This window comes from Sanguibacteroides sp. AM78-02pH3A (genome assembly GCF_027666085.1).
In the GTDB taxonomy this organism is placed as follows: Bacteria; Bacteroidota; Bacteroidia; order Bacteroidales; family Marinifilaceae; genus Gabonibacter; species Gabonibacter massiliensis.
This window is the reverse complement of the sequence record NZ_JAQEHX010000002.1, coordinates 315,353-340,086: the sequence shown is the minus strand read 5'-3', so window position 1 is coordinate 340,086 and position 24,734 is coordinate 315,353. Positions and strand designations below refer to the sequence as shown.

Annotated in this window: 16 protein-coding genes; 7 read left to right on the top strand and 9 right to left on the bottom strand. The window is 42.2% G+C overall.

Annotated elements, in window-relative coordinates; translation table 11 throughout:
* Positions 1 to 4: 4 nt before the first annotated feature.
* The 8 genes from PGR74_RS04210 to fbp form a co-directional block, all read right to left on the bottom strand.
* On the bottom strand, positions 5 to 946 hold the full coding sequence (locus PGR74_RS04210; protein ID WP_041503339.1) for a bifunctional riboflavin kinase/FAD synthetase: 942 nt from the start codon (positions 944 to 946) through the stop codon (positions 5 to 7).
* Between the two features lie 121 nt (positions 947 to 1,067).
* The gene (locus PGR74_RS04205; protein ID WP_052634568.1) at positions 1,068 to 3,632 is read right to left on the bottom strand and encodes an adenosylcobalamin-dependent ribonucleoside-diphosphate reductase; all 2,565 of its coding nucleotides are present in this window, start codon (positions 3,630 to 3,632) and stop codon (positions 1,068 to 1,070) included.
* 284 nt (positions 3,633 to 3,916) lie between these two features.
* The gene (gene rimM, locus PGR74_RS04200) at positions 3,917 to 4,450 is read right to left on the bottom strand and encodes a ribosome maturation factor RimM (RefSeq protein WP_041503338.1); all 534 of its coding nucleotides are present in this window, start codon (positions 4,448 to 4,450) and stop codon (positions 3,917 to 3,919) included.
* 8 nt (positions 4,451 to 4,458) lie between these two features.
* Positions 4,459 to 5,037 (bottom strand): 30S ribosomal protein S16, encoded by a 579-nt coding sequence (locus tag PGR74_RS04195; RefSeq protein ID WP_041503337.1) that lies wholly within the window; start codon positions 5,035 to 5,037, stop codon positions 4,459 to 4,461.
* A gap of 359 nt (positions 5,038 to 5,396) precedes the next feature.
* Positions 5,397 to 6,041, bottom strand: coding sequence for a flavodoxin domain-containing protein (locus tag PGR74_RS04190; protein ID WP_041503336.1), 645 nt, complete (start codon positions 6,039 to 6,041; stop codon positions 5,397 to 5,399).
* A 71-nt stretch (positions 6,042 to 6,112) separates the two neighbouring features.
* Entirely contained in the window at positions 6,113 to 6,799 is a 687-nt protein-coding gene (locus tag PGR74_RS04185; RefSeq protein WP_041503335.1) for a hypothetical protein, read from the bottom strand.
* Positions 6,800 to 7,050: 251 nt separating this feature from the next.
* Positions 7,051 to 9,108, bottom strand: a complete 2,058-nt coding sequence (locus PGR74_RS04180; protein ID WP_270516767.1) for an acetate--CoA ligase family protein — start codon at positions 9,106 to 9,108, stop codon at positions 7,051 to 7,053.
* 75 nt (positions 9,109 to 9,183) lie between these two features.
* Entirely contained in the window at positions 9,184 to 10,203 is a 1,020-nt protein-coding gene (fbp, locus tag PGR74_RS04175; protein WP_200889850.1) for a class 1 fructose-bisphosphatase, read from the bottom strand.
* Positions 10,204 to 10,314: 111 nt separating this feature from the next.
* Between fbp and PGR74_RS04170 the strand changes: the two genes are divergently transcribed.
* The 7 genes from PGR74_RS04170 (at position 10,315) to PGR74_RS04140 (ending at position 22,874) form a co-directional block, all read left to right on the top strand.
* Positions 10,315 to 11,568 (top strand): aspartate kinase, encoded by a 1,254-nt coding sequence (locus tag PGR74_RS04170; protein WP_041503332.1) that lies wholly within the window; start codon positions 10,315 to 10,317, stop codon positions 11,566 to 11,568.
* Between the two features lie 13 nt (positions 11,569 to 11,581).
* Positions 11,582 to 13,315 carry a hypothetical protein gene (locus tag PGR74_RS04165; protein ID WP_270516766.1) on the top strand — a complete coding sequence of 578 codons (1,734 nt, stop codon included), beginning with the start codon at positions 11,582 to 11,584 and terminating at the stop codon, positions 13,313 to 13,315.
* Between the two features lie 134 nt (positions 13,316 to 13,449).
* Complete coding sequence (ileS, locus tag PGR74_RS04160; protein WP_041503330.1) at positions 13,450 to 16,878, top strand: isoleucine--tRNA ligase; 3,429 nt, start codon at positions 13,450 to 13,452, stop codon at positions 16,876 to 16,878.
* A gap of 94 nt (positions 16,879 to 16,972) precedes the next feature.
* Positions 16,973 to 17,353, top strand: a complete 381-nt coding sequence (locus PGR74_RS04155) for a TraR/DksA family transcriptional regulator (RefSeq protein WP_041503329.1) — start codon at positions 16,973 to 16,975, stop codon at positions 17,351 to 17,353.
* Positions 17,354 to 17,447: 94 nt separating this feature from the next.
* On the top strand, positions 17,448 to 18,056 hold the full coding sequence (locus tag PGR74_RS04150) for a lipoprotein signal peptidase (RefSeq protein WP_041503328.1): 609 nt from the start codon (positions 17,448 to 17,450) through the stop codon (positions 18,054 to 18,056).
* A gap of 199 nt (positions 18,057 to 18,255) precedes the next feature.
* Entirely contained in the window at positions 18,256 to 20,628 is a 2,373-nt protein-coding gene (topA, locus tag PGR74_RS04145; protein WP_041503327.1) for a type I DNA topoisomerase, read from the top strand.
* 113 nt (positions 20,629 to 20,741) lie between these two features.
* A complete protein-coding gene (locus PGR74_RS04140; protein ID WP_041503326.1) occupies positions 20,742 to 22,874 on the top strand; it encodes a SurA N-terminal domain-containing protein in 2,133 nt (710 codons plus the stop codon).
* Between the two features lie 108 nt (positions 22,875 to 22,982).
* Here the strand turns inward: PGR74_RS04140 and PGR74_RS04135 are convergent, their stop codons facing one another.
* On the bottom strand, positions 22,983 to 24,668 hold the full coding sequence (locus tag PGR74_RS04135) for a phosphoethanolamine transferase (protein ID WP_270516764.1): 1,686 nt from the start codon (positions 24,666 to 24,668) through the stop codon (positions 22,983 to 22,985).
* Between the last annotated feature and the right edge of the window lie 66 nt (positions 24,669 to 24,734).

The following is a 24,734-nucleotide window of genomic DNA, read 5'->3' as shown; positions in this document are numbered from 1 at the left end:
ACGGTTATCGGGAATGGCCCTCTTGCAGTAAACGGACAGCCTCCTTCTTATCCCTTTCCAACTGTTCCTTCAATTCATCCACCCCGTCAAATTTCTGTTCCCCGCGAAGCCGGGCTACAAAGTCTACCGTTAACACCTGACGGTATATATCTCGTGCAAAATCAAACAGATGAACCTCAAGAGAAGTTCTTCCGTCATTGCTGACGGTAGGACGAATCCCTATATTTAACATCCCGGAATAAACCTCTTCGCCGACTTTCACGCGCACGACGTATACTCCATTCGCCGGTAATAATTTCCGTTCATTATCTACCTGCAAATTAGCCGTGGGGAACCCTAATTTCCTCCCTAACCGGTGCCCTTCAATCACCTCCCCCGTAACGGAATAAGGATAACCCAAAAATAGATTCACCTGTCTGATGTCTCCAATGGCCAAGGCATTACGAATTTTCGTAGAACTTACGTTCACGTGTTCCGTTACAAACACTTTTTCCTGTTCCAGTAAAAAATGATATTTTCGAGACAGCTGCTGCAAATTTTCAAAATTCCCGGTTCGATCTTTTCCAAATCGATGATCATACCCCACCACGAGAGCTTTTATACCGATCCTACCGATTAAAATCAACTCTACGAATTCGGCATAAGACAGTTCGGATAACTCCCGGGTAAACTCAAGGATAATCAAGTGATCAATGCCACAACGCTCTAAAATAGAAATCTTCTCCGGTAAGGTCGTTAATATCCCCGGTTTCTTTTCCATGGGATAGAGAACCTCCCGCGGATGAGGTTCAAAACTTATGATCACAGACTCCCCTCCCATTTGCCGGGCTTTTTCTTTCAAATGCTCGATCACACTTAAATGCCCTAAATGTACCCCATCAAAACTACCGATCGTGAGAACCGGACGATTTATTTCTATATTTTCAACACCGTAATGAACCTTCATGATCAACCCTTAATTACTTAGAATCCTTACCACAAAAGTAATACAAAAAATAGTAAAGAAGCTGTCCGGATTCATTTATCGAACAGCTTCTTTCACTTTTATATCAAAAAAAATAACAGCATCAACCGCATTTAGAGGATCCGCAAACCTTGCAGATCAGGCATCCTTCTTGATAAACAATCGATTTCGAACCGCAATTTTCGCAAACAGACCCTGTAGCCTCCGTTCCATCCGGAATAAATTTCCTCAATGCGCGTTCCACTCCGTTTTTCCAAGTATTGATATTTTCATTATCAAACTCCATGGCAGCTACTAACTCCACGATCTGAGTGATAGGCATTCCGTAACGCAAAACGCCGGAGATCAGTTTAGCATAGTTCCAATACTCTTTGTTAAATTTATAGGATAATCCTTCCACTGTTGTTTTAAACCCCCGTTTATTGGAAAACTGGAAGTCGTAACGGCTATTTCCATCCTCATCCACATTTTTCACGATCTTACCGTCCGTCACAGCTTTCGGCAGCATGATTCCCTCTTCGTCGTCGGCAATACCCGTAAAGATCTCATAGGGTTTTCCCTCGTACAATCCGATAAAAGCAATCCATTTTTCTTTATTATTCTGGAAACGAACGATTTCTGCATCCAACTCTTTCGGACGCTTCGAAGGCATACTTCCGGTCTCCTGCTTTTTCTCTTTATTGGCTACCAACACGCCCGAACGAGAACCGTCCCGGTAAACCGTACATCCCTTACACCCACTTTTCCATGCCTCAATGTAAAGTTGACCTACCAACTCTTCCGTCACATCAGCCGGTAAGTTTACGGTTACACTGATCGAATGGTCCACCCACTTCTGGACACGTCCCTGCATCCGGACCTTGGCGACCCAGTCAATATCATTGGAGGTTGCTCTGTAATAAGGAGATTCAGCCACCATGGCATCAATCTCTTCGTTGGTATAACGTTTATGAATATCATACCCGTTTTTCTCCATCCAAACCATAAATTTATGGTGGAACACGATAAACTCTTCGAAACAATCTCCCGTTTCATCCGTGAAATCGATGTGTACATCCTTATCGTTAGGATTCACTTTCCTTCTCCGTTTATATACCGGCAAAAAAACCGGTTCGATTCCGGAGGTGGTTTGTGTCATCAGACTGGTCGTTCCCGTGGGAGCAATCGTGAGACAGGCAATATTCCGCCGACCGTATTTTAGCATCTCTTCATACATCTCGGGAGCAGCCTCCTTCAAACGCAAGATAAACGGATTATTTTTCTCTCTTTCGGCATCAAAAATCTTAAAAGCACCTCTCTCGCGAGCCATATCGACAGAAGAACCGTACGCCGCAATCGCTAATCTTTTATGCACATCCACGGAGAAATCAATAGCCTCATCGCTTCCGTAACGTAGTCCCAATGCCGCCAACATATCTCCTTCCGCCGTAATGCCTACTCCGGTACGTCTTCCCTCTTTCGCTTTCTGTTTAATTTTATGCCATAACCGTACTTCAACACCTTTCACCTCTTCCTCCTCCGGATCGCTGTCGATCTTATCCAGGATAGCATCTATTTTCTCCAATTCCAGATCGATAATATCGTCCATGATACGCTGAGCGATTCCCACGTGTTTGTCAAACAGCTCATAGTCAAACGAAGCGTCCGGAGTAAAAGGATCTTTTACGTATGAATAGAGATTAATCGCCAACAACCGACAAGAGTCATAAGGACATAACGGTATCTCACCGCAAGGATTCGTGGAAACGGTACGATAACCCAGATCGGCATAACAATCGGGTACACTCTCCCGAATAATCGTATCCCAGAATAAAATACCCGGTTCAGCCGACTTCCAGGCGTTATAGACGATTTTATTCCATAATTTAACAGCACTGATCTGTTTTATATTTTTCGGGTGTTCGGAGTAAACCGGATATTTTTGAACATACTCCCGCTCTTCTACGACAGCCTGCATAAATTCATCGTCAATCTTCACGGAAATATTGGCTCCGGTCACTTTACCTTCCGTCATTTTAGCGTCTATAAAACTTTCCGAATCCGGATGATTGATAGATACACTCAACATCAAAGCCCCTCGACGGCCGTCTTGTGCCACCTCCCGGGTCGAGTTGGAATAACGCTCCATAAAAGGAACGATTCCGGTTGAAGTTAAAGCCGAATTTTTAACCGGCGATCCCTTCGGGCGGATATGAGACAAATCGTGTCCTACTCCTCCCCTTCGTTTCATCAGTTGTACCTGTTCCTGATCAATCTTCATGACTCCTCCATAAGAATCGGAAGGACCTTCATTCCCGATAACGAAGCAATTGGATAAAGAGGCAATCTGAAACTCATTACCAATACCTGTCATCGGTCCGCCTTGAGGTACAATGTACTTGAAATCTTTCAACACCTCAAAGATTTCTTCCTCGCTTAACGGATTCGAATATCTTCTTTCTATTCGGGCTATTTCAGATGCCAACCGACGATGCATATCGTTCGGATTCAACTCGAAGATATTCCCATAAGAGTCTTTTAAAGCGTATTTGCTAACCCAGACCCTCGCTGCCAATTCATCTCCCTTAAAATAATCAAGAGAGCTCGAGTAAGCTTCTTCCTGCGTATAAACCTTTTTCTGTTCCACGGTTTCTTTTTGCTTTTTAATCAGAGTAGTCGTTTTTTCCATTTTATATAATAAGTCTTTTTTTATATTCACTTCCGATCAAACAAAACTAAATAAAAAAAACTTCTTGGAAAAATATTTTTACTAACATCAATAAAAAGTTTTCCATAATATCAACATACAATACTGAATATCAATAATATGATATTTTATAAAATGTGGAAAAAATTTCCAAAATATAAATTCATTATAAACTACAGATAATTTTACAATAAACCTATCATGCAAACGTTAAGATCCAATATTCGACAAATGAAACGTAGAATGGAACAATCGCTTCGAAAGATTTAGTATAATTCTTTAATCTCTTCCGGTATTTCCACTCGAAGAAGTTGTTCGTTTTCCGAGATTTCTTTCACGTATCTTTCGGAAAGCGGAAGTAAAATCTCTTTCGAGAAGATTCGAATAGACAAGAGCATATTACCGGAATAATTGGCCACATCGACCACTTCGCCGGATTCTCGCGTAAGTATATCCTGAACGGAGAATCCTATTAATTCGGAAAGTTCAAAAGGTAAATCTTCCTCCTCTTCCTCCCCCACTAAATCTTTATCCATCAAAAGCTCTTTCCCGGTCAGACGATCGGCCTGAGCCTTTGAATCGACATAATCAAATTTGATGATATAGGACGAATGATTTCTCTTCATCAATCCGTCTTTGGCTACAAAAAAGGGAACCGGTGCTCCTTCCAAAAGAATAAACACCGGTTCTTCCTTGTATTGTTCGAGAAGATCGTTATCAGAATAAACAACAACAGCACCTTGCAAACTATGCGTTTTGCCAACCTCACCAATCTTTATACAATCTTCCTTTTTGATCATCGCAAACCTTATTCTGCAACGGGAGTTTCAGTCTCTGCCTGCGTCTCTGCAGCTTCCGCAGCCTCAGTAGCAGCCGTTTCGACCTCTGCTCTGGCAGCGGCTTCAGCCTCTGCTTTGGCAGCAGCAATCTCAGCTTGTTTTTTAGCGATCAACTCTGCCCGAGCTTCTTTTACTTTAGCTTCAGCTTCTACACGTGCCTTGTAAGCACTTTCTGACTCGTCGGCCAAACGATTGATCTTGGATTGGATCTTGGCTACTTTCTCTTTCTTCCATGCTTCGAACTTCGCTTCGGCAACAGCCTCATCGAAAGCACCTTTTTTCACTCCTTCCAACAAGTGTTTTTTCAACAAAACTCCTTCATAAGAAAGAATACTTCTCACCGTATCTGTCGGTTGAGCTCCTACATTCATCCAATATAACGCTCTCTCGAAATTCAAATCGATCGTAGCGGGATTGGTCATCGGATTATAGGAACCGATTCTTTCGATGTATTTTCCGTCACGCGGAGCTCTACTGTCTGCTATCACTACATGATAGAATGGTCTGCCTTTACGACCGTGTCTTGCTAATCTAATTTTAGTTGCCATTTAGTCAAATTTAAATAATTGAATTACTGCCTATTCTCGATAGGCGGTGCAAATATAGTCATTTAATCGAAGTAAAAAAATTAAATTCAAACACAAATGCTATTTTTACTTTCCCGGCCCGACACCTCTCTTTCCCCCCTCCCCCCGCCCCCGAAGGCAGCCCATTCAGAAGCCATTTTTCTATCGTGGATTTTTATCGTTTTCAATCAAATTTCCTTTATGCGATTAAATTGATAACGAATCGCTAAATCCATATACATTTCTTGTCTCATATAGCATAGGAACGTACTTCATAAAAACAAAAGAGACTGCCGATGACGAGCAATCTCTTTTCATGTATCGAATATCCTCCATGATAATTAAATATCTTCAAATTCAGGCAACACCAAGGAGAGCCATTTATCCAAGCGGGGTTCGGTCTTTTCGGATTCGTAATCTTCATCCAAAGGCAAGCCGACAAAAAGATTATCCACAATTGCTGCCGAACCGCTGAAAACATACCCGTCCGTTGAAGTTTTTCCGACCAATTCAGCCCCTAATTGGGTTACCAACTCGGCCATGTATCCCATGCCGTCTACAAAATTAGCAGGATAGGTTACGTGATCTCCCAAACCGACCAAGGCCACCCGGCGGTCACGTAAAGAAAGCTTCCGCATGGCCGGAAAAAATTTGGCCCACTGGTCCCGTTGTTCCCGTTCCCAAGTACTGCGCCCCAAAGAAGAACACACGATGATGATGTTCTTGTAATCCAACAACCTCGTCGCCGGAATCTCCGAAATATAAAACATCTCCACCCGCTTAGCACCTATTTTTCGCTTTAAGATCTTAGCGACACGGTGTACACTTCCTCCTGTCGGGGCATAAAATATCCCTAACCACTTCAAATCGGAAACCCGTTCTTCCAACAGATAATTGCCTTCCAAATCCGCTGTTAAACGTAAAGCCTCATTTTCTTTCTGTGTACTTTTTTGCTTACTGCTTTTTCCTGTATCTTTTCTTTCCATATCTTTTTGTTTAAGTAAATGCTTTGTTCCTTAAACTATACGATGGAAAATATGAAAGGTTTAACAGGACTTTACTTTTTATGCGTCGCTATGGCCAACAGAACCCCTAAGGCGACACCCAACAAAGCAGCAAAAAGCACGCGCATGTCTCCCGGCAACAAAAAAGTTATGGTATGAGCGGGATACCAGAAAAAGGGTATCGTCTTTTTAAACACAAAATTCCATTGTACCCGCCAATTTAAATTGGCCATGATCTCTCCCATGGGAATGGGAGTAAAAAATCCGCGTAAAGTTCCTCCGTTATTGATAATATGAGTATCCGTTATTTTGTGCAGAGTCATAAACACAGGAGCAAAAATAGTATTCATTGCCACGGATATGCAAAAAGCCACAAACACCTTTGGCCACGAGAGAGAAGCACCCATAACGCTCATCGCATCGGTCATTCCCATCGTCGTCAGAAAAGCAGGCACACCATTGGCAAATATCGTCATCGCCATACTTATACCCATACCCAATATACCCCATACAAAAGCCCGAGGCAATATCCCGAAACCTTTTCGATTATACACGCCTGCGCTGATTCTCAATCCTATACACTCTCCTAAAGTCGATAAAATCGCAAACTTCAGAAAACTCATGATCATACCATGCTCCGCATTGAACGTCTTATAAAAAGAGTATACGTCTTCCGATACGAAAAAGGGAAGTAAACAAATGACCACGCACCCTATAAAAATAATGTCTTTCTTTTTCATTTTACTCCATAATGGTTTCGTACACACCAAACAAAACCCCATATAAATTATATTCAGTTATTAAGATCAATCCGCTCTCTTTTCTCTCACGGAGTCGGAAGAGCTCTCTTTTTCCAAAAAAGGGCAGCCCCCCCTTCCGAATGCCCGGCCAACGCAACCAAAACTTAGGAGTACCGCCATAAGCAATACTCCTAATACGATGATCATTCTCTTTTCCTGTCCTGCAAATTTTACCAGGCTTCAAAAAGAACTTATTTTTCGATCCGGATACGGGCATCCACGGCCACAACCCCTTCTTTATTCCCTAACAACGGATTCAGGTCCATCTCAAAAATTTCGGGTGCCACTTTAACCAATGCAGATATCCGCATAACCGTTTCGGCAAATTTATCTTCATTTACCGGCTCTTGTCCGCGGACACCCTGAATAATCTTATAGGATTTCAAACCCTGTATCATAGTCTGTGCTTCCTTCTTCGAGATAGGAGCCAATCCGGCATTCACATCTTTCAATACTTCAATAAAAATACCACCCAAACCGCAAAGCACCATATGGCCGAATTTATCGTCGCGTTTGGCACCGATAAACACCTCCGTCCCGCGCAATTGTTGGGCAAGCATGATCGCATAGGTATCCTTAATCTGCATCATCCGCTTAAATTCACGTCGAACGGTCTCTTCGTCTTTCACGTTAAGCACCACTCCTCCCACGTCGGATTTATGTACCGGACCTACAACCTTCATTACCAAGGGGAATCCGATCTCTTTGGCCAGTTTCACAATCTCCTCTTCTTTATCGGAAACACCCTCCTTCGCGCGGGCGACACCTGCCGCATCCAACAATCGATGTATATCTTCAGGGGCCAAATAGCCATTGGAAGCCCGATCAACGACCTCCCGAATCTTCTTCACGTCCATATCAGGCATCTCAAAATGCTCAGGCTGAGGAGCAGGCGTCTTCATGATCTTACATAACGCGTTTCCGAAAAGAACTTCGTCCGGAAAATAGACCCGCCCTTTGGCCACGAAAGCATCAATCTCGTCTTTCACGATCTTGGAAGAAGGGAAGATGGGGAATATCGGCTTTTTGCTACTCTTCATTTTCTCGTTCAGCACATCGTATACATCGAAAACAGGAAATAATCCCGGACTTCCGAAAATAACAGCCATCCCGTCGACCTGATCGAAATCGCGATCACAAGCGTCCAGAATATACCCTAATTGTTCGGCCGTACCTGTCGCCAGAAAATCGATCGGATTTCCTACCGATGAGCCCGGGAACAATTTCGTCAACAGTTCCCGTGCCTTTTCGCCCTCGATACGCGGAACATCCATACCCCCATTAGAAAGTGCATCCGTTAACATCACGGCCGGTCCCCCGGCATGCGTTACGACCGCCATATTTTTCCCTTTTAACTCAGGATGCATAAATATTCCGGCAACCGTCATCAACTCATCCCTACCGTTACAACGCACGATACCGGCCTTCTTAAATAAAGCCTCTACGGCAACATCAGGACTGGCCATAGCACCGGTATGAGAAGAAGCGGCACGGCTTCCGGCAGCAGACCCGCCGGATTTAATAGCCGCAATACGACATCCCTTCCGAATCAATGAAGAAGCATGTTTCAATAATTTCTCAGGTTTATCAATGCTCTCCACGTACAGTAATTTGACCCGCGAGCTGGTCTGCGGGTCAAAAGATTCGTCCATATATTCTAAAATCTCCTCTATACCCATTTGAGCGGAATTACCCACAGAATAGGTACTATTAAATTTAATACCTTTCTGCATTCCCGTATCCATAATAAACAAAGCCGTTGCCCCTGATCCGGAAATCAAATCTACCCCTCGAGGATCCAATTTAGGAATCGGTTGGGTGAAAACTCCACTATAATGATTCGTCAATACACCGATACAATTCGGTCCGATCAACGCACCCCCCACGGAATCGATGGTATCAACAATCTGTTTTTCCAATTTCGCTCCCTCTTCGTTCTCTTCATGAAAACCGGCGGACAAAATGATAAAAGCCCGGGTATTTTTCTGTTTTGCCAATACTTCTACGGCAGCAGGACAATATTTGGCGGCAATAGCCAAAATCGCACAATCCACCACAGGAAGATCCCTCACATCCTTATAAGATTTAACACCCTGTACTTCATCCATTTTAGGATTTACCACATAAAGCTCTCCTTTGAAGTTTCCATCCTGCAGATTTCTCAAGACAGCGCCTCCCGGTTTATGAATATCATCCGATCCGCCGACAACAACGATGCTTTTCGGATCTATTAATTGTTTTGTTACCATAAAAATACTGCTATTTATCTTTAAAACCGAATGGATGATTCTTTAAGGATCATCCATTCGAATCTATTACAATTTTTAGATATGATTAAAAAATGTCAGAAACTCCCGAGCCTTCAATACCATATTCTTTGATCCGGTATACAAAGGCACTCTTTGATGTATGGCTTCCGGCTGAATTTCCAATATCCTTCTTTCACCGTCTATCGCCATTCCTCCCGACTGTTCCGCAATAAAAGCAATCGGGTTACATTCGTACAACAGTCTTAATTTCCCCGTCGGATGAGAACTCGTTTGCGGGTACAAGAAAATGCCTCCCTTCAACATATTTCTATGAAAATCAGCTACTAAAGAACCGATATAACGGGAGGTATACGGACGTTTCGTCGCATCGTCTTTTTCCTGACAATATTTGATAAATTTCTTCACTCCGACTGGAAAATTCACGTAGTTCCCTTCATTGATAGAATAAATTTTCCCGCTTTCCGGTGTTTGCATATTCGGATGAGACAAACAAAATTCCCCGATAGAAGTATCCAGCGTGAAACCGTTCACGCCATTTCCGGAACTATACACCATCATGGTTGAAGATCCGTAAATAACATAACCGGCCGCAATCTGTTCCGTTCCCGGTTGCAAGAAATCCTCAATCATAGGAGGTTCTCCTAAAGGAGATTTCCTTTTGTAAATAGAAAAAATAGTCCCTACCGACACATTTACATCGATATTGGAAGAACCGTCCAAAGGGTCCATACAGATAATGTATTTGGCATCCCGGCATAATCCCTCTTCAAAAATAACGATATCCTGATTCTCTTCCGTTGCTACACCACAACACTCACCACTTGCACGCAATTCATCCATAAAGGTCGTATCGGCATATACATCCAGCTTCTGCTGATCCTCCCCCTGCACATTCATACTACCGACCTTTCCCAGAATATCCACTAATCCGGCTTTATTTACTTCTCTATGTACTTTTTTTGCAGCAATTCCTATATGGTGCAAAAGTCTTGAAAATTCACCGGTAGCCCCGGGTATTTCGGCCTGTCTTTCAACGATAAATTGATTTAAAGTTGTAACTTTATGCATTATCATGGTTCTGTGTTTTTAATTTTCTGCAAATATAGGTTATAATCTTTAATTTAAAAAGTTTACCCAGTTTATTGCCTATTTTATTATTTTTGTCTCGAACTAATTTTTTGATGAATGAAAATATTCAAATTCGGTGGTGCTTCCGTAAAAGATGCAGAAGGAGTTCGGAACTTAGCTTCCATTATACAAGAACAAAGGGAAAATTTGATTGTGGTCGTATCGGCGATGGGAAAAACGACAAATCACCTGGAAGTTTTGTGCAATGCCTATTTTCACAAAGATCCACAACTATGGGTTGTTTTGAATGAGTTGAAAAAATACCATCAGGAGATCGTCAATCAACTATTCCCGACAGATGATCCGGTATACAGGCACATGGAAAAATGGTTCACTGCTCTTCAAAACATGTTATCCGAAGAATCCTCCCTATGTTACGACTACGAGTACGACCGGATCATCTGTTTCGGAGAGCTTCTTTCCACTACTATCGTTTCCGATTATTTACAAACGGCAGGATTAAAAAATCAATTCATCGACATTCGGAAAGTCCTAAAATCGGATCAAAATTACCGGAATGCCAATATCGATTTAACACTTTCGGAAAAGTTCTGTAAAGAAACTTTCACCTTTTCGACAACTTCCCTATACGTAACCCAAGGATTTATCGCCGGAACAAAAATCAATCAAACGACGACCTTGGGACGGGAAGGATCCGATTACACGGCCGCATTATTAGCCAATCTTCTGGATGCGGAAAATGTCACCATCTGGAAAGACGTTCCAGGCGTCATGAACGCGGACCCGAAAGAGTACGCGCAAGCCGAAGTCATACATCGGATGTCTTACAAAGAGGCTATCGAACTATCCCACTTCGGAGCAAAAGTAATTCATCCCAAGACCATTAAACCCATACAAAACAAGCAGATACCTCTCTACGTGAAATCTTTTCTGTTCCCGGGTACAGAAGGAACCGTTATTCAAGAACTGGAAGAACGGCTGAGCCTTCCGCCTATATACATCAACAAAGAGAATCAGCTCTTACTGACTCTTACACCACGAGATTTCTCCTTCATTGCCGAAGAGAAATTAAGTCAGATTTTCGGGATCCTGGCAAAATACAAATTAAAGCTGAACCTGATGCAAAATTCGGCCATCAGCTTCTCGTTCTGCATCGATAACCACGAGGCGATCCTTACCGATTTTATCAAAGAACTGCAAAAAGAGTACGAGGTATTGTACAATCGGGACGTAAAACTGATTACCATTCGACATTACACAGAAAATTGCATACAGGAAATCATCGGTCGGCAGCCCATCCTGGTTGAACAGCGAAGCCGCATCACGGCACAATTTGTCTTACACAATTAAAATCAAAAACATCATGACAAGTGTTCTCAACAAAATCAATACAAAAGTACAGACTTATCTATGCATCTGCCTGATCGGTATCGTTTTTGCTTTTAATTACGGAAAAATTTTCGATTACAAACCGGACCTAAACGGAGATAACGTCTATTACTACGCCTTGGGGAAAGCACTTGCCGAAGGAAAAGGATATACCAACATTATGGGTTTTGAAGAAAGTCCGCATACCCACTTCCCTCCCGGTTATCCGTTGTTCACGGCTACCGTGTTATCCGTTTTTCACTCTTATGTTTCTTTAAAGATGGCTAACGGAGTTCTCTTTTTCTTCGCCATTTTATTCCTATTTCTATTCATACGGAAAATATCCGACTCCATCCTTCTGGCTTTGGGAACCTGCTTACTTTGCTGTATGCAACCCGAACTCCTACGCTATTCGACCATCGTCATGAGCGAAATGCTATTTACCTGCCTGTCGATAGCCGCCCTGTACCTGCTCAGTTTGGTTCATACCGATAATCTCTTCGGAGGAGAAAGGCCCAAATCCCAAATCCTGTTATTTATCCTGCTGATCGTATGTTTGAACTATATCTATTTTGTCAGAACGATGGGAGCTTCTATCATTCTGGCATTCATGATCTATTTCACGATTATTTGCATTCAACGCGCCATTACCTATATCCGCGAAAAACGACAAGACGAAAATCCCTATCTGACAAAAACAAACAAACGACGCGTAATAAGCAACGTATTGATTCTTCTTATTTTAGTCGGGTCTTTCTCTTGTTCCAAAATCGGATGGGACATACGCAACCGAAGTCACGGGGTCGTGCATAGCGATTACCTCAATGATTTCAGGAAAAAGCCCAAAGGTGAACAGATGACGACATTCTCCGATTGGGCCACCAGGATTCAAAACAACATAACCAGTTATTCCGTGAAATGGATTCCTTCCGCCATCTGGCCATTTGATTACGACCGTCAAACAACGAACTCCATGGGATGGGTCCGGGGTTTTTGTGTCATCGCTTTAATTATTTTCGGATTAAGCCGATTGAAAAAATACAGGTTACTATTATCCCTCTATTTAGGAATTACCATGGCGGTTCTACTTTTCTGGCCGGAACAGTATGCCGGACACCGTTATATGATCGGAATCATCCCTTTATTGATTTTTCTTTTTCTCAACGGATGTATCTCTTTTGTCGCCTATCTTTTATCATCCTACCCTAATTTCAAGTACAAATACAGGGAATTCATCCCGACAGGAGCACTCGTCCTGTTCATCGTATTTTTTATGTTTCCAAAATATTCTCAAGCATTGGAAACACAACGGAAACTGGCTACCTTTAAAGTCTGGAACGAACGGATTGCCCCGGAAGCCTTCATCGAATACGTATATGCCATTCAATGGTGTAAAAAGAACTTACCGGAAGAGGCTCGTATTGCTTGTCGGAAACCGGAACTCTTCTATCTGTTTTCATCCGGAAGAAAAGCGGTTTCCTTCCCTCAGTACGGAAAACCCGAAGTTATTTTCAATAACTTTAAAAAAGAGGGCATCACTCACGTGATTATAGACAGATGGTTCCGTCACGGCTATGTCACGATCTATCCACTTGCGGCAAAATATTACCCGGAATACTTCCGACCGATCGTTCAATTCGGGAAAAATACGGATAAGCAATTACCCACATTATTATTCGAATTTCAACCGGAAGGAGTAGCTCCCGTTGACGAAAACGCTCAAAAATAGAAGAATAGTATTCTATCAAATCCCATTTTTATACAAGAAAGAGAGAAAAGTCTGTTTTTCTTTCCTAAGAAAATGATATATTTGCAACTTGATTTTTCAGATGCGAACAATAACTATAAAAATCAGTGACCAAAATGGACAAAAAATTCCATGAATATAAAAGTTTGGATCTCTCCCGGATCAATCAGGAAGTACTGAAGGAGTGGGAAGAAAACAAAACATTTGAGGAAAGTCTGAAAACCCGCGAAGGAAATCCCTCTTTCGTTTTTTACGAAGGGCCTCCTTCCGCCAACGGCATGCCTGGCATTCACCATGTAATGGCGAGAACGATCAAGGATGTAGTCTGCCGTTACAAAACCTTACAGGGCTTTTACGTGGAGCGTAAAGCCGGATGGGATACCCACGGTTTACCCGTCGAATTGGGCGTCGAGAAAAAGCTCGGCATCACTAAAGAAAACATCGGCAAAACGATCTCCGTGGCAGACTATAACAAAGCTTGCCGGGAAGACGTGATGAAATATACCCGCGAATGGGAAGATTTGACCCAAAAGATGGGGTACTGGGTAGACATGCACAACCCGTATATCACCTATGATAACCGCTATATCGAAACTTTATGGTATCTATTGAAGCAATTGTATGAAAAAGGATTGCTCTATAAAGGATACACGATCCAGCCCTACTCTCCGGCCGCTGGAACAGGGTTAAGCACGCATGAATTAAATCAGCCCGGTTGTTACCGCGACGTTAAGGATACCACCTGTGTCGCCCAGTTTAAGGTCGTTCGCGATGCGAAATCCGAAAAACTATTCGCTCATAGTGATCAGGTCTATTTCCTTGCCTGGACGACAACTCCATGGACATTACCTTCAAACACGGCCTTGGCTGTCGGACCAAATATAACTTATCTTGAAATAAAAACATACAACCCGTATACTTTCCAGCCGATCACGGTCATAATAGCCGAAGAGCGGTTCAACAGCTTTTTTAATAAAAAAGCGGAATCTATCGCTTTGGAAGAGTATAAAGAAGGTGACAAATTAATTCCTTACCGAATCGTAAACCGATTTAAGGGACCGGATTTGGAAGGAATACGTTACGAACAATTAATACCGTGGATGAAGCCGTTAGGAGACGCTTTCCGGGTTATTCTGGGGGATTACGTGACGACCGAAGACGGCACGGGGATAGTACATATCGCCCCTACTTTCGGTGCCGATGACGACCGGGTAGCTAAAATTTCCGGCATCTCTCCAATGTTGCTCATAGACAAAGAGGGAAACAGACAACCCATGGTAGACAAACAGGGGAAACTTTTTCTCCTTGACGAAATAGATCCTGACTTTATCAAAAATAACATTGATGTTACATCATACAGCAATTACGCCGGACGTTTTGTAAAAAATGCCTATGATCCCAATCTTTCGGAAGACGATACCACATTAGACATCGATCTATCCGTCATGCTCAAACGGGAGAACAAAGCATTTAAAGTTGAAAAGCACGAGCATAATTATCCGCACTGCTGGCGTACGGATAAACCGGTACTCTACTATCCTTTGGATTCATGGTTTATCAAAACGACAGCTGTAAAAGAACGGATGATCGAATTGAATAAAACCATCAATTGGAAACCCGCCAGCACAGGAGAAGGAAGATTCGGGAAATGGTTGGAGAACCTCGTAGACTGGAATTTATCCAGATCTCGTTATTGGGGAACTCCCCTTCCCATATGGATTAGCGAAGACGGAACAGAGCAGATATGCATCGGCTCCGTGAAAGAGTTAATAGAGGAGATCGAACGCGCTATCCAAGCCGGTTTTATGAAAGAAAATCCATTTAAGGATTTTATTCCCGGTGATTACTCCGATGCTAATTACGATAAAATTGATCTTCATCGTCCTTACGTAGATGAGATTATACTGGTTTCTCCGACAGGACAACGAATGTTCCGGGAAAAAGACCTGATCGACGTCTGGTTTGATTCCGGAGCCATGCCTTATGCCCAATTGCATTACCCTTTTGAAAATCGGGAGGCCATCGATAACCGCTATCGGTTTCCGGCAGATTTTATTGCCGAAGGAGTAGATCAAACGCGGGGCTGGTTTTTCACATTACACGCCATTGCCACGATGGTATTTGACTCCGTGGCCTTTAAGAATATCATTTCAAACGGACTGGTACTGGATGCCAAGGGCAACAAGATGTCCAAACGTTTGGGCAACGCAGTCGACCCGTTCGCAACCATTGAAAAACAGGGATCAGATGCTTTACGTTGGTATATGATCACCAACTCCCAGCCGTGGGATAATCTGAAATTCGATATTACCGGAGTAGAGGAAGTGAAACGGAAATTCTTCGGGACTTTATACAACACGTACAGCTTTTTTGCCTTGTACGCCAACATTGATGAATTCACTTACGCGGAAACGGATATAGATCTTAACGAACGTCCCGAAATCGATCGCTGGATTTTATCTCTATTGAACACGTTAATCCAGGAGGTGACGGAGGCATACGAGAAATACGAGCCGACGCGAGCCGGACGGGCCATACAGGATTTTGTGATTGAAAATCTTTCCAATTGGTATGTCCGTTTATCCCGGAAACGCTATTGGGGAGGCGATTATACGAAAGATAAGATTTCCGCTTACCAGACGCTTTATACCTGTCTCGAAACGGTAGCCTTGCTGTCGGCCCCGATAGCTCCATTTTACATGGACCGTCTTTTTGCCGATCTGAATCAAGCTACAGGCCGTTATCAAACGAACGTACATTTGGCAACCTTCCCGATCGCTGATCCGAGTATGATCGACAAACAACTGGAAGAGCGAATGGAGATGGCACAGCAAATCTCCTCCATGGTCTTGGGTTTAAGAAGAAAAGTCCAAATCCGGGTAAGACAACCGTTAGGTAAATTATTGATTCCCATCTTAAATGGAGAGATGACAGCCCAGCTGGAGGCCGTAAAAAATATCATACTCTCGGAAGTGAACGTAAAAGAGATCGAATACATCACGGATACGGCCGGTATCTTAATCAAGAAAATCAAACCGAATTTTAAAACCCTGGGACCGAAATACGGGAAGTACATGAAACAAATTTCGGCTTTAGTAGGGGCCATGACACAAAGTGACATCTACAATTTCGAAAAACAGGGCTCTTTTTCTTTACAAGTGGGAGAAACAGCCGTTGAATTAACATTGGAAGATGTAGAAATTCTTTCAGAAGATATTCCGGGATGGTTAGTAGCCAACGAGGGTCGTCTGACTGTTGCTTTGGACGTAAATCTGACGCAAGAGCTGAAGGAAGAGGGAATTGCCCGCGAACTGATCAACCGGATTCAAAACCTCCGGAAAGACAGTAATTTTAATGTAACAGACAAAATCGACTTGCAAATCGGGAAACACGAACAAATCAACGATGCCGTATTGCATTTCAAAGATTATATTTCCAGTCAGGTACTGGCAGAAAACATAACATTAACGGAATCAGCCGGAGAAGATGTTCAGGCAATCGAAATTGACGATATCCGTACATTCATAAAAATTCAACGGATGTAACCTCTCGCTCGTAAATAGAGTAAAAGTGGATATTTTACCGCAATGGAGAGCCATCAGGGAATTTTTTATTAACTTAGACAAAAACTTTATTACTATGTCAGAAAAGACAAGATATTCGGATGAAGAGTTACAGGAATTTAAAGAATTAATTCTCGAGAAACTCGAAAAGGCTAAAAAAGATTACGACGTTCTAAAGGCCGTAATCTCTGGCAGCGATGGAAACGATATAGCCGATACCTCTCCGACCTTTAAGGTTTTGGAAGAAGGAGCCTCCGTACTCTCCAAGGAGGAAGCCGGGCGTTTAGCTCAAAGACAAGCAAAATTTATTGCTCATCTGGAGGCTGCATTGGTACGCATAGAAAATAAAACTTACGGTATCTGCCGGGTAACAGGAAAGTTGATTTCAAAGGAAAGATTACGCGCTGTTCCTCATGCGACACTTAGTATGGATGCGAAAATGGGACAAGACTCCTAAGCACACCGGAAATTCATATTGAAAAATAAAAAGTGAAGGAACCTGATTTCTTCACTTGGTTTTTTCAATTTCAATATCAAATTCAAATGAAAAAATGACAAGTCAGAAGAAATTAATACTGTTTATTATCCTATTGCTGATCATCGATCAAGTTGTCAAAATCTGGGTTAAAACACATATGCAGCTCGGTGACTCGTTCAACGTTTTCGGAAACTGGTTCAAGATTCTTTTCGTCGAGAACAATGGGATGGCTTTCGGAATGGAGTTGGGAGGAGGTAAATGGGGAAAAACCGTATTAAGTATCTTTCGTATCGTTGCCGTAATCGGTATCGGTTGGTATATTCGTCATCTAATGAAACAAAAAGCCCCTCAAGGGGTCGTTTTTTCTTTTGCTTTGATCTTTTGCGGAGCCATAGGCAACATCATCGACAGCATGTTTTACGGTATGATCTTTAATGAAAGTTTTTCCCAAGTGGCAACCCTCTTCCCGAGCGAAGGAGGCTACTCCTCTTTCCTGCACGGACGAGTGGTAGACATGTTGTACTTCCCTCTGTATCGCGGTTGGTTACCCGAGTGGATTCCCTTCTGGGGCAACACCTATTTTGAATTTTTCCGCCCGGTTTTCAATCTGGCCGATTCTTACATTACGATCGGCGTACTTATATTAATTATTTTTTACCGCAAATTTTTCTCGACGAAATAAGAAACGGCTTGAATAAAACCGGTTAAAACAGAGCGTTAAGATCAGGCATTCAATCTCTTCAGGGGATTTTCACGGAAAATATTCATTTTCATTTTTCAACTTTCAATTGTTTTACGTAAGTTTGCAGCCTAAATTCAGAGTGAACCGCTTGAGAAAGCGATAATTCTGTGCCTCAAGGCCAGAGATAAAGGAATCATCTATGATTGAAAATTTAGTAATAGTGGAGTCTCCGGCGAAAGCCAAGACCATCGAACGTTTTTTAGGAAATAATTATATAGTAAAATCCAGTTTCGGCCACATTCGAGATTTGGAAAAAAAAGATTTAGGTATCGATATTGAAAACAATTTTCAGCCTAAATACGAGATATCCGCAGACAAAAAAGCTATTGTTAAAGAATTAAAGCAATTAGCAAAAGAAGCCAAAACTGTATGGTTAGCTTCCGATGAGGACCGGGAAGGAGAAGCCATCGCCTGGCATTTGTTTGAAGTATTAGATCTAAAAAGCGAAAACACGAAACGCATCGTTTTTCATGAGATTACCAAAGATGCCATTTTACATGCTATCGAAAATCCAAGAAACATAGATAAAAACTTAGTCGATGCTCAACAAGCTCGTCGGGTATTGGATCGGCTTGTGGGGTTCGAAGTTTCCCCCGTACTTTGGAAAAAGGTTAAACCTTCGCTCTCTGCCGGACGCGTTCAATCCGTCGCCGTAAAACTTATCGTGGAGAGAGAACGAGAAATCAATCATTTTACCGAACAAAAATACTATAAGGTTTCCGGACAGTTTAACACGAAAGACTCCGAAGGTAAACAGATTTCTCTAAAAGCCGAATTATCCGAACGTTTTTCAACGGAAGAAACTACCCTTCGATTTTTAGAAGCTTGTAAATCTTCTGATTTTACCGTAGGAGAAGTAGAAACCAAACCGACAACCCGGAAACCGGCTCCTCCTTTTACAACCTCCACCCTGCAACAGGAGGCTTCCCGGAAATTAGGTTTTTCCGTTTCACAAACGATGGCCGTCGCTCAAAAATTATACGAACACGGACATATCACCTATATGAGAACAGATTCCGTGAATCTTTCCCAATTGGCTATTCATTCAGCTAAAAGCGTCATTATAAGCTCTCTGGGCGAAAAATATTCAAAGCCCAGAAATTACGCGACAAAAACCAAAGGCGCACAAGAGGCACATGAAGCCATCCGGCCGACTTACATTGACAAAGAAGAAATTGACGGAGATCGTAACGAACAGCAACTCTATACTCTGATTCGCAAACGCATGCTGGCTTCCCAAATGGCAGATGCCGAATTGGAAAAAACGACCATCCCCATTCATATCTCTTCGCTCCCGCAAATCTTTACTGCAACGGGAGAAGTCATTCAATTCGACGGATTTTTAAAAGTATACATGGAGTCGCAAGATGACGAGAAAGAAGACGAGAAAAACGATTTGCTTCCGCCGCTTCACAAAGGAGACCGCTTAGAAAGAACAAAAATAGAAGCCATAGAACAATACACGATGCACCCGCCCCGTTATACGGAAGCCAGCCTCGTTAAAAAGATGGAAACTCTGGGAATCGGACGTCCTTCCACTTATGCCCCGACTATTACGACTATCCAAAACCGGGGTTATATCATTAAAGAGAGCAGGGAAGGTATCGAACGTCAAATTCAAAACTTCGAATTAAAAGGTAACGACATAAAGAAGCATACGTTAACCCGTCTTTTCGGTAGCGAAAAGAAAAAATTATTTCCTTCGGATATCGGGATGGTTGTCACCGACTTCCTATCCAATTATTTTACCAACATCATGGACTACAATTTCACGGCTAAAGCAGAGGAGGCACTTGACCATATTGCAGAGGGAGAAGTGGGATGGCAATCTATGATCGGGACATTTTACACACCTTTCCACACGAACGTGGAAAAGACATTGAAAGAATCGGAGCGTAATACCGGAGCCCGTACGCTCGGGACAGATCCTCAAACAGGAGAAAACGTATCGGTTCGTATCGGCCGCTTCGGGCCGGTGGCACAAATCGGAGAGGGTGAACATGTGCGTTATGCCAGTCTATTAAAAGGGCAGCTCATGGAGACCATTACGTTAGAAGAAGCATTAGCTCTTTTCAAATTTCCGAGAATACTCGGCACCTATGAAGAGAAACCCGTTTCCGTTGCCATGGGTCGTTTTGGTCCTTACATCAAACATGACCAACTATTCGTATCTCTGAAAAAGAGTATTGACGATCCCGGAACCATCACGTTGGATACAGCCATCGAACGCATTAACGAGAAAAGAGAGGTTGAAAAAAATCGGCAAATCAACGTGTTTGAAAACGGAGTACAGATTTTAAACGGCCGCTTCGGACCCTATATCGCTTACAACAAAATCAATTACAAAATACCCAAAGGGAAAGACGCAGCTCTACTGACGCAGGAGGAGTGTATGGAAATCATCGAAAAGAGCGGAGATTCCAAAAAGAAGACAACAAAAAAAGCAACGACGAAAACTAATAGTAAAGCTGCGTCAAAAACACCTAAAAAATCAACAAAAAAGAAGGAATAGCAATAGACGAGCGACAACATAAAATTTATTTGCAAAAAAGCGATCCATTTTATATATTCGTACGCTCGAAAAAATAGATGAATCGTGTGTAAAAACATTAAAATTTAATATAAATGGCAACGTTACAAAAAATTAGAAATCGCGGTGGAATACTTGTTAGTATCGTGATTGGTTTAGCCCTCGTGGCTTTCATTGTTGGAGATGCTTTAAGCTCTGGTGCCAGCATTATGAATCGCTCCAGAAACAAGGTAGGAGAAATAGCGGGAGAATCCATCAGCATTCAGGAATACCAGCAAAAAATCACTAAAAATGAGGAAATGGTAAAATCCATGAATGGCATTTCCGCCTTATCGGAAGACCAACAACAGATGATCCGTGAAAATACGTGGCAACAGATTGTTACCAACGCCATCATGGAAAAAGAATATGAAAATATCGGGATGGGCCTGAGCGGAGACGAACTATACGACCTTCTTCTCGGAGACAATATGAACCCGGCCGTCCAACAATTATTTGCAGATCCTCAAACAGGACAGGTAGATAAAGATCGGGCTCGCTTGGTTATCAAACAATTGATCGAAGCTCCGGCGGGTACTCCACAAAAAGCCTACTGGTTGAATATGGAAGAGCAGATAGCAACCGCCAGAAAACAAAGTAAATACAATATATTATTAACAAGAGGGTTATACGTTACAGACGCTTTTGCTAAAAACTTTTTGGAGAATGCGGCAACGACGGTCGATATCAGCTACATTTTGAAAAGCTACAATACCATCAGTGATTCTTCCATAACCGTTACTTCCAACGAAATCAAAGATTATTACAACTCGCACCAATACCTGTTCCAAGTACCGGAAAGCAGACGAATCGCGTATGTCAGCTTCGATATTACCGCCTCGCCTGAAGACATCAAAGAGACAGAAGAGTGGGTAAACTCATTAAAAGACGAATTTGCTTCGGCTCCAAACGTTATTGAATTCGCCACTCTCTCTTCCGAAAAAAGATTTCCGACCGCTTACCTGAAAAAAGGAGAGCTCGGGTACAGTGAATTGGATGATTTTATCTTTGTCGAAAAAAACAACGGCGTATTCGGTCCTTATCTAAAAGATCAAGCCTATAACATCGCACGGGTAGCCGATCGCAGAATGTTACCGGATTCGGTTAAAGCCCGTCATATCCTGATCGTACCGGAGAACGGAAGATCTGTTCAGGCAGCTGAGAAATTAGCAGATAGCTTAGCCGGAGCTTTACGTAAAGGAGCCGATTTCGAAGCTATTGCCAAACGCTACTCGGCAGATCAAAATTCCGCCATCAATGGTGGGGATTTGGGATGGTTCACCCAAAATGCCATGATCCAACCGTTTAGTGATACCGTGTTCTTTGCCAATAAAAACGAAATCAAAACAGTTAAAACACAATATGGTTACCATATCGTACAAGTAACCGACAGATCAAAACCGGAAGAAAAGGTATTAGTAGGTATTATAAGCAAAGAAATCACTCCGTCTCAGCAGACCATCAATAACATCTATAACGATGCCCGCGTATTCGTTAATAATGTAACCACGATAACAGACTTCGAAACTGCCGTTACCGATCACAAACAAACAAAAAGGATTGCCAATTTGGGTAAAAACGATAAAACAATCCCGGGTATGGATAATGCCAGAGAGATTATCCGCGAGGCTTATCTAACGGATAAAACCGGTAACGTATTGCTGACAAAAGAAAAATCACCGATCTTCGAAAGTGGCAATAAGTTTACGGTAGCCGTTTTGACAGAGATACAAAAAGAAGGCATCGCCCCGCTGAATAGCGTTGCAAGCCTCATTAAAAGAGAGTTGATTCGCCAAAAGAAAGGTGAAATCATCGCTAAAGAATTGGAAAAAGACATGAGCGGAAGCCAAAGCTTACTCTCCATAGCTCAAAAAGCTAAAGCCGAAGTAGTAGACGCAAACGATGTTAACTTCAATTCCGTTCAATTACCGGGAGCCGGAATCGAACCCAAGGTCATTGCCGAAGCTGTAGCTATGAACGAGGGGGAAATATCCAAACCGATCATCGGCAATCAGGGGGTCTATATTGTCACGGTTAATACAAAACATGTAAACGAAGTGACTCCTGAACAGATTGCTCTGGCTAAAGCAAGTATGTTACAAACTAATTTCTATCGGGTAAATTATCAATTACTTCCTTCATTAGTGAAAAAGGCTGGAGTTGTTGATTCAAGATACAAATTCTATTAGTAACCCAAACAAACAAACTTAAAGTGAAAAAACCTGCCTGGTTTCAGGCAGGTTTTTTTATAGCATATCTCTCGGAAGATCTTGAATCGGCGAACCATTCACCCGGAATTACTCTCTTACCGCTTTTAACCTATCATAATCAATCCGACTGACTATTCGCTTCCTTTTTATATTAAAAGCCGGATTAACTACGCTTCTGGTACTATCGAAATCCGTGGTCCCGATATTCGCCAAATCCAAAATCGTATGAATCAAATCATCTGTCATATAAGGTCTTTTAACCGAAGCGGCGATCTGTCCTACTTTTTGAGATTCCATCTCCTTATAAAGGGGAGAACACCAAATCAAAAAAGGAATCTCAACCATATATCTGCTCGGATCAGTCTCCGTATGCCCCGAAAAATCCCGACGTTCAAATAACTCTTCTCCATGATCGGAAAGGTAAACGATCACCGCTTTTCTCTCCCTGAAACGCTCTAATATTTCGTAAACGACATGGTCATTATAAAGAATCGTGTTCAAATAGGACGCCAATACCTCTTTCTTTTCTTCTTCTTCTAACCAAGTCACATCGTCGGCCTTAAACCGGGCATACTCTTCCGGATAACGATGCCGATAATTACCATGAGACCCCATCAGGTGGATAACCCAAAAATTCCGATTCGGGTTTTTCTGCAATTGATCGTCTATAATAGGCAGCAGCTCTTCGTCAAAATCCCCGTAACAATGTTCAAAGGAACTCCTGGTATGATTAAAAATAGTCACATCGCTACGCTTAGCTATCACCGCAGGCAAATTTCCATAAGCACCAAAAGATTCCTGATTGGATATCCATATGGTTTCATACCCTGCTTTTTTCATTACATCGACCAACAGATTATATTTATTCCATGCTTTAACAGATTCGTAATGATAGAAAGAAAACAAAGACTGAATACATAAAATCGTTGAGACATAAGGACTGATCACGTCCCGGTACAAATAAATCTCACCCCGTTCTTTCAATTCTCGCAACAAAGGTGTCGTCGGATATATAGAATCATAAACTCCCATGTATTTTCTTCCTAAAGATTCTCCTAAAATAAGAACGATATCTTCTATATCGGGTTCGTTTCGGGTAATTACCGGATTACTACTTACCTGTTTCATTAAATTGTTACAAACCTTCATCTCGTCACGTACCATTCGCTGAGAAACCCATAAACGCTGAATCGGAACCATTGTCTTAAACAACGGGGTCTTGTTCTGACGATATATCATCGCCAGAATGCCCGCCAATAAAAATAATGCAACGAATTTACCTATCCGGGAAAGAGAACGGGAAGAGATGCTTTTCAAAGAAAACGTCGATATCCAACAGGCCATGACAAGAACAATACTCCCACCAGCCAGCCACTTCACACCCCCATACATTTGAAAAAACTCGTTCGCCTCTTCCGGGTTCGTGGCTAATAACGGTAAAACGATTGAAGGAACAAATCCACTTTTATAATAATAAAGCGTAAAGCACTCGCACACGAACAATAGGCCGGATAAAAAAATTACGACACCCGTATATACTCTCTTTAACCAAACAGAAGAGATGAATTCCCGAAAAGCACCCAATAGATAACAAACAAGAAAGGCATTGATAAATCCATGCACCCATTTGGTATATATGGAAATTCCTATCTCCCGTTCCGCATTCATCCAAGCCCCTGTAGAAAAATTAAACAACAGAAGTACTACTATAAAATAGAAATTACGAACAAAAATTCCCCCTATTGGTTTCCACGCAAAACCGAATCTTTTCATTATTTCTCATTTTTCAAATCTCTATTGCCGTCTTATCTTCTCTCCAATTCACTCTGTTTCCGAAAA

Excerpts from the sequence above, each read along its gene's own strand:
- PGR74_RS04210 (WP_041503339.1), bottom strand. The coding sequence starts at position 946 with ATGAAGGTTCATTACGGTGTTGAAAATATAGAAATAAATCGTCCGGTT.
- PGR74_RS04205 (WP_052634568.1), bottom strand. The coding sequence starts at position 3,632 with ATGGAAAAAACGACTACTCTGATTAAAAAGCAAAAAGAAACCGTGGAA.
- rimM (WP_041503338.1), bottom strand. The coding sequence starts at position 4,450 with ATGATCAAAAAGGAAGATTGTATAAAGATTGGTGAGGTTGGCAAAACG.
- PGR74_RS04195 (WP_041503337.1), bottom strand. The coding sequence starts at position 5,037 with ATGGCAACTAAAATTAGATTAGCAAGACACGGTCGTAAAGGCAGACCA.
- PGR74_RS04190 (WP_041503336.1), bottom strand. The coding sequence starts at position 6,041 with ATGGAAAGAAAAGATACAGGAAAAAGCAGTAAGCAAAAAAGTACACAG.
- PGR74_RS04185 (WP_041503335.1), bottom strand. The coding sequence starts at position 6,799 with ATGAAAAAGAAAGACATTATTTTTATAGGGTGCGTGGTCATTTGTTTA.
- PGR74_RS04180 (WP_270516767.1), bottom strand. The coding sequence starts at position 9,108 with ATGGTAACAAAACAATTAATAGATCCGAAAAGCATCGTTGTTGTCGGC.
- fbp (WP_200889850.1), bottom strand. The coding sequence starts at position 10,203 with ATGATAATGCATAAAGTTACAACTTTAAATCAATTTATCGTTGAAAGA.
- PGR74_RS04170 (WP_041503332.1), top strand. The coding sequence starts at position 10,315 with ATGAAAATATTCAAATTCGGTGGTGCTTCCGTAAAAGATGCAGAAGGA.
- PGR74_RS04165 (WP_270516766.1), top strand. The coding sequence starts at position 11,582 with ATGACAAGTGTTCTCAACAAAATCAATACAAAAGTACAGACTTATCTA.
- ileS (WP_041503330.1), top strand. The coding sequence starts at position 13,450 with ATGGACAAAAAATTCCATGAATATAAAAGTTTGGATCTCTCCCGGATC.
- PGR74_RS04155 (WP_041503329.1), top strand. The coding sequence starts at position 16,973 with ATGTCAGAAAAGACAAGATATTCGGATGAAGAGTTACAGGAATTTAAA.
- PGR74_RS04150 (WP_041503328.1), top strand. The coding sequence starts at position 17,448 with ATGACAAGTCAGAAGAAATTAATACTGTTTATTATCCTATTGCTGATC.
- topA (WP_041503327.1), top strand. The coding sequence starts at position 18,256 with ATGATTGAAAATTTAGTAATAGTGGAGTCTCCGGCGAAAGCCAAGACC.
- PGR74_RS04140 (WP_041503326.1), top strand. The coding sequence starts at position 20,742 with ATGGCAACGTTACAAAAAATTAGAAATCGCGGTGGAATACTTGTTAGT.
- PGR74_RS04135 (WP_270516764.1), bottom strand. The coding sequence starts at position 24,668 with ATGAAAAGATTCGGTTTTGCGTGGAAACCAATAGGGGGAATTTTTGTT.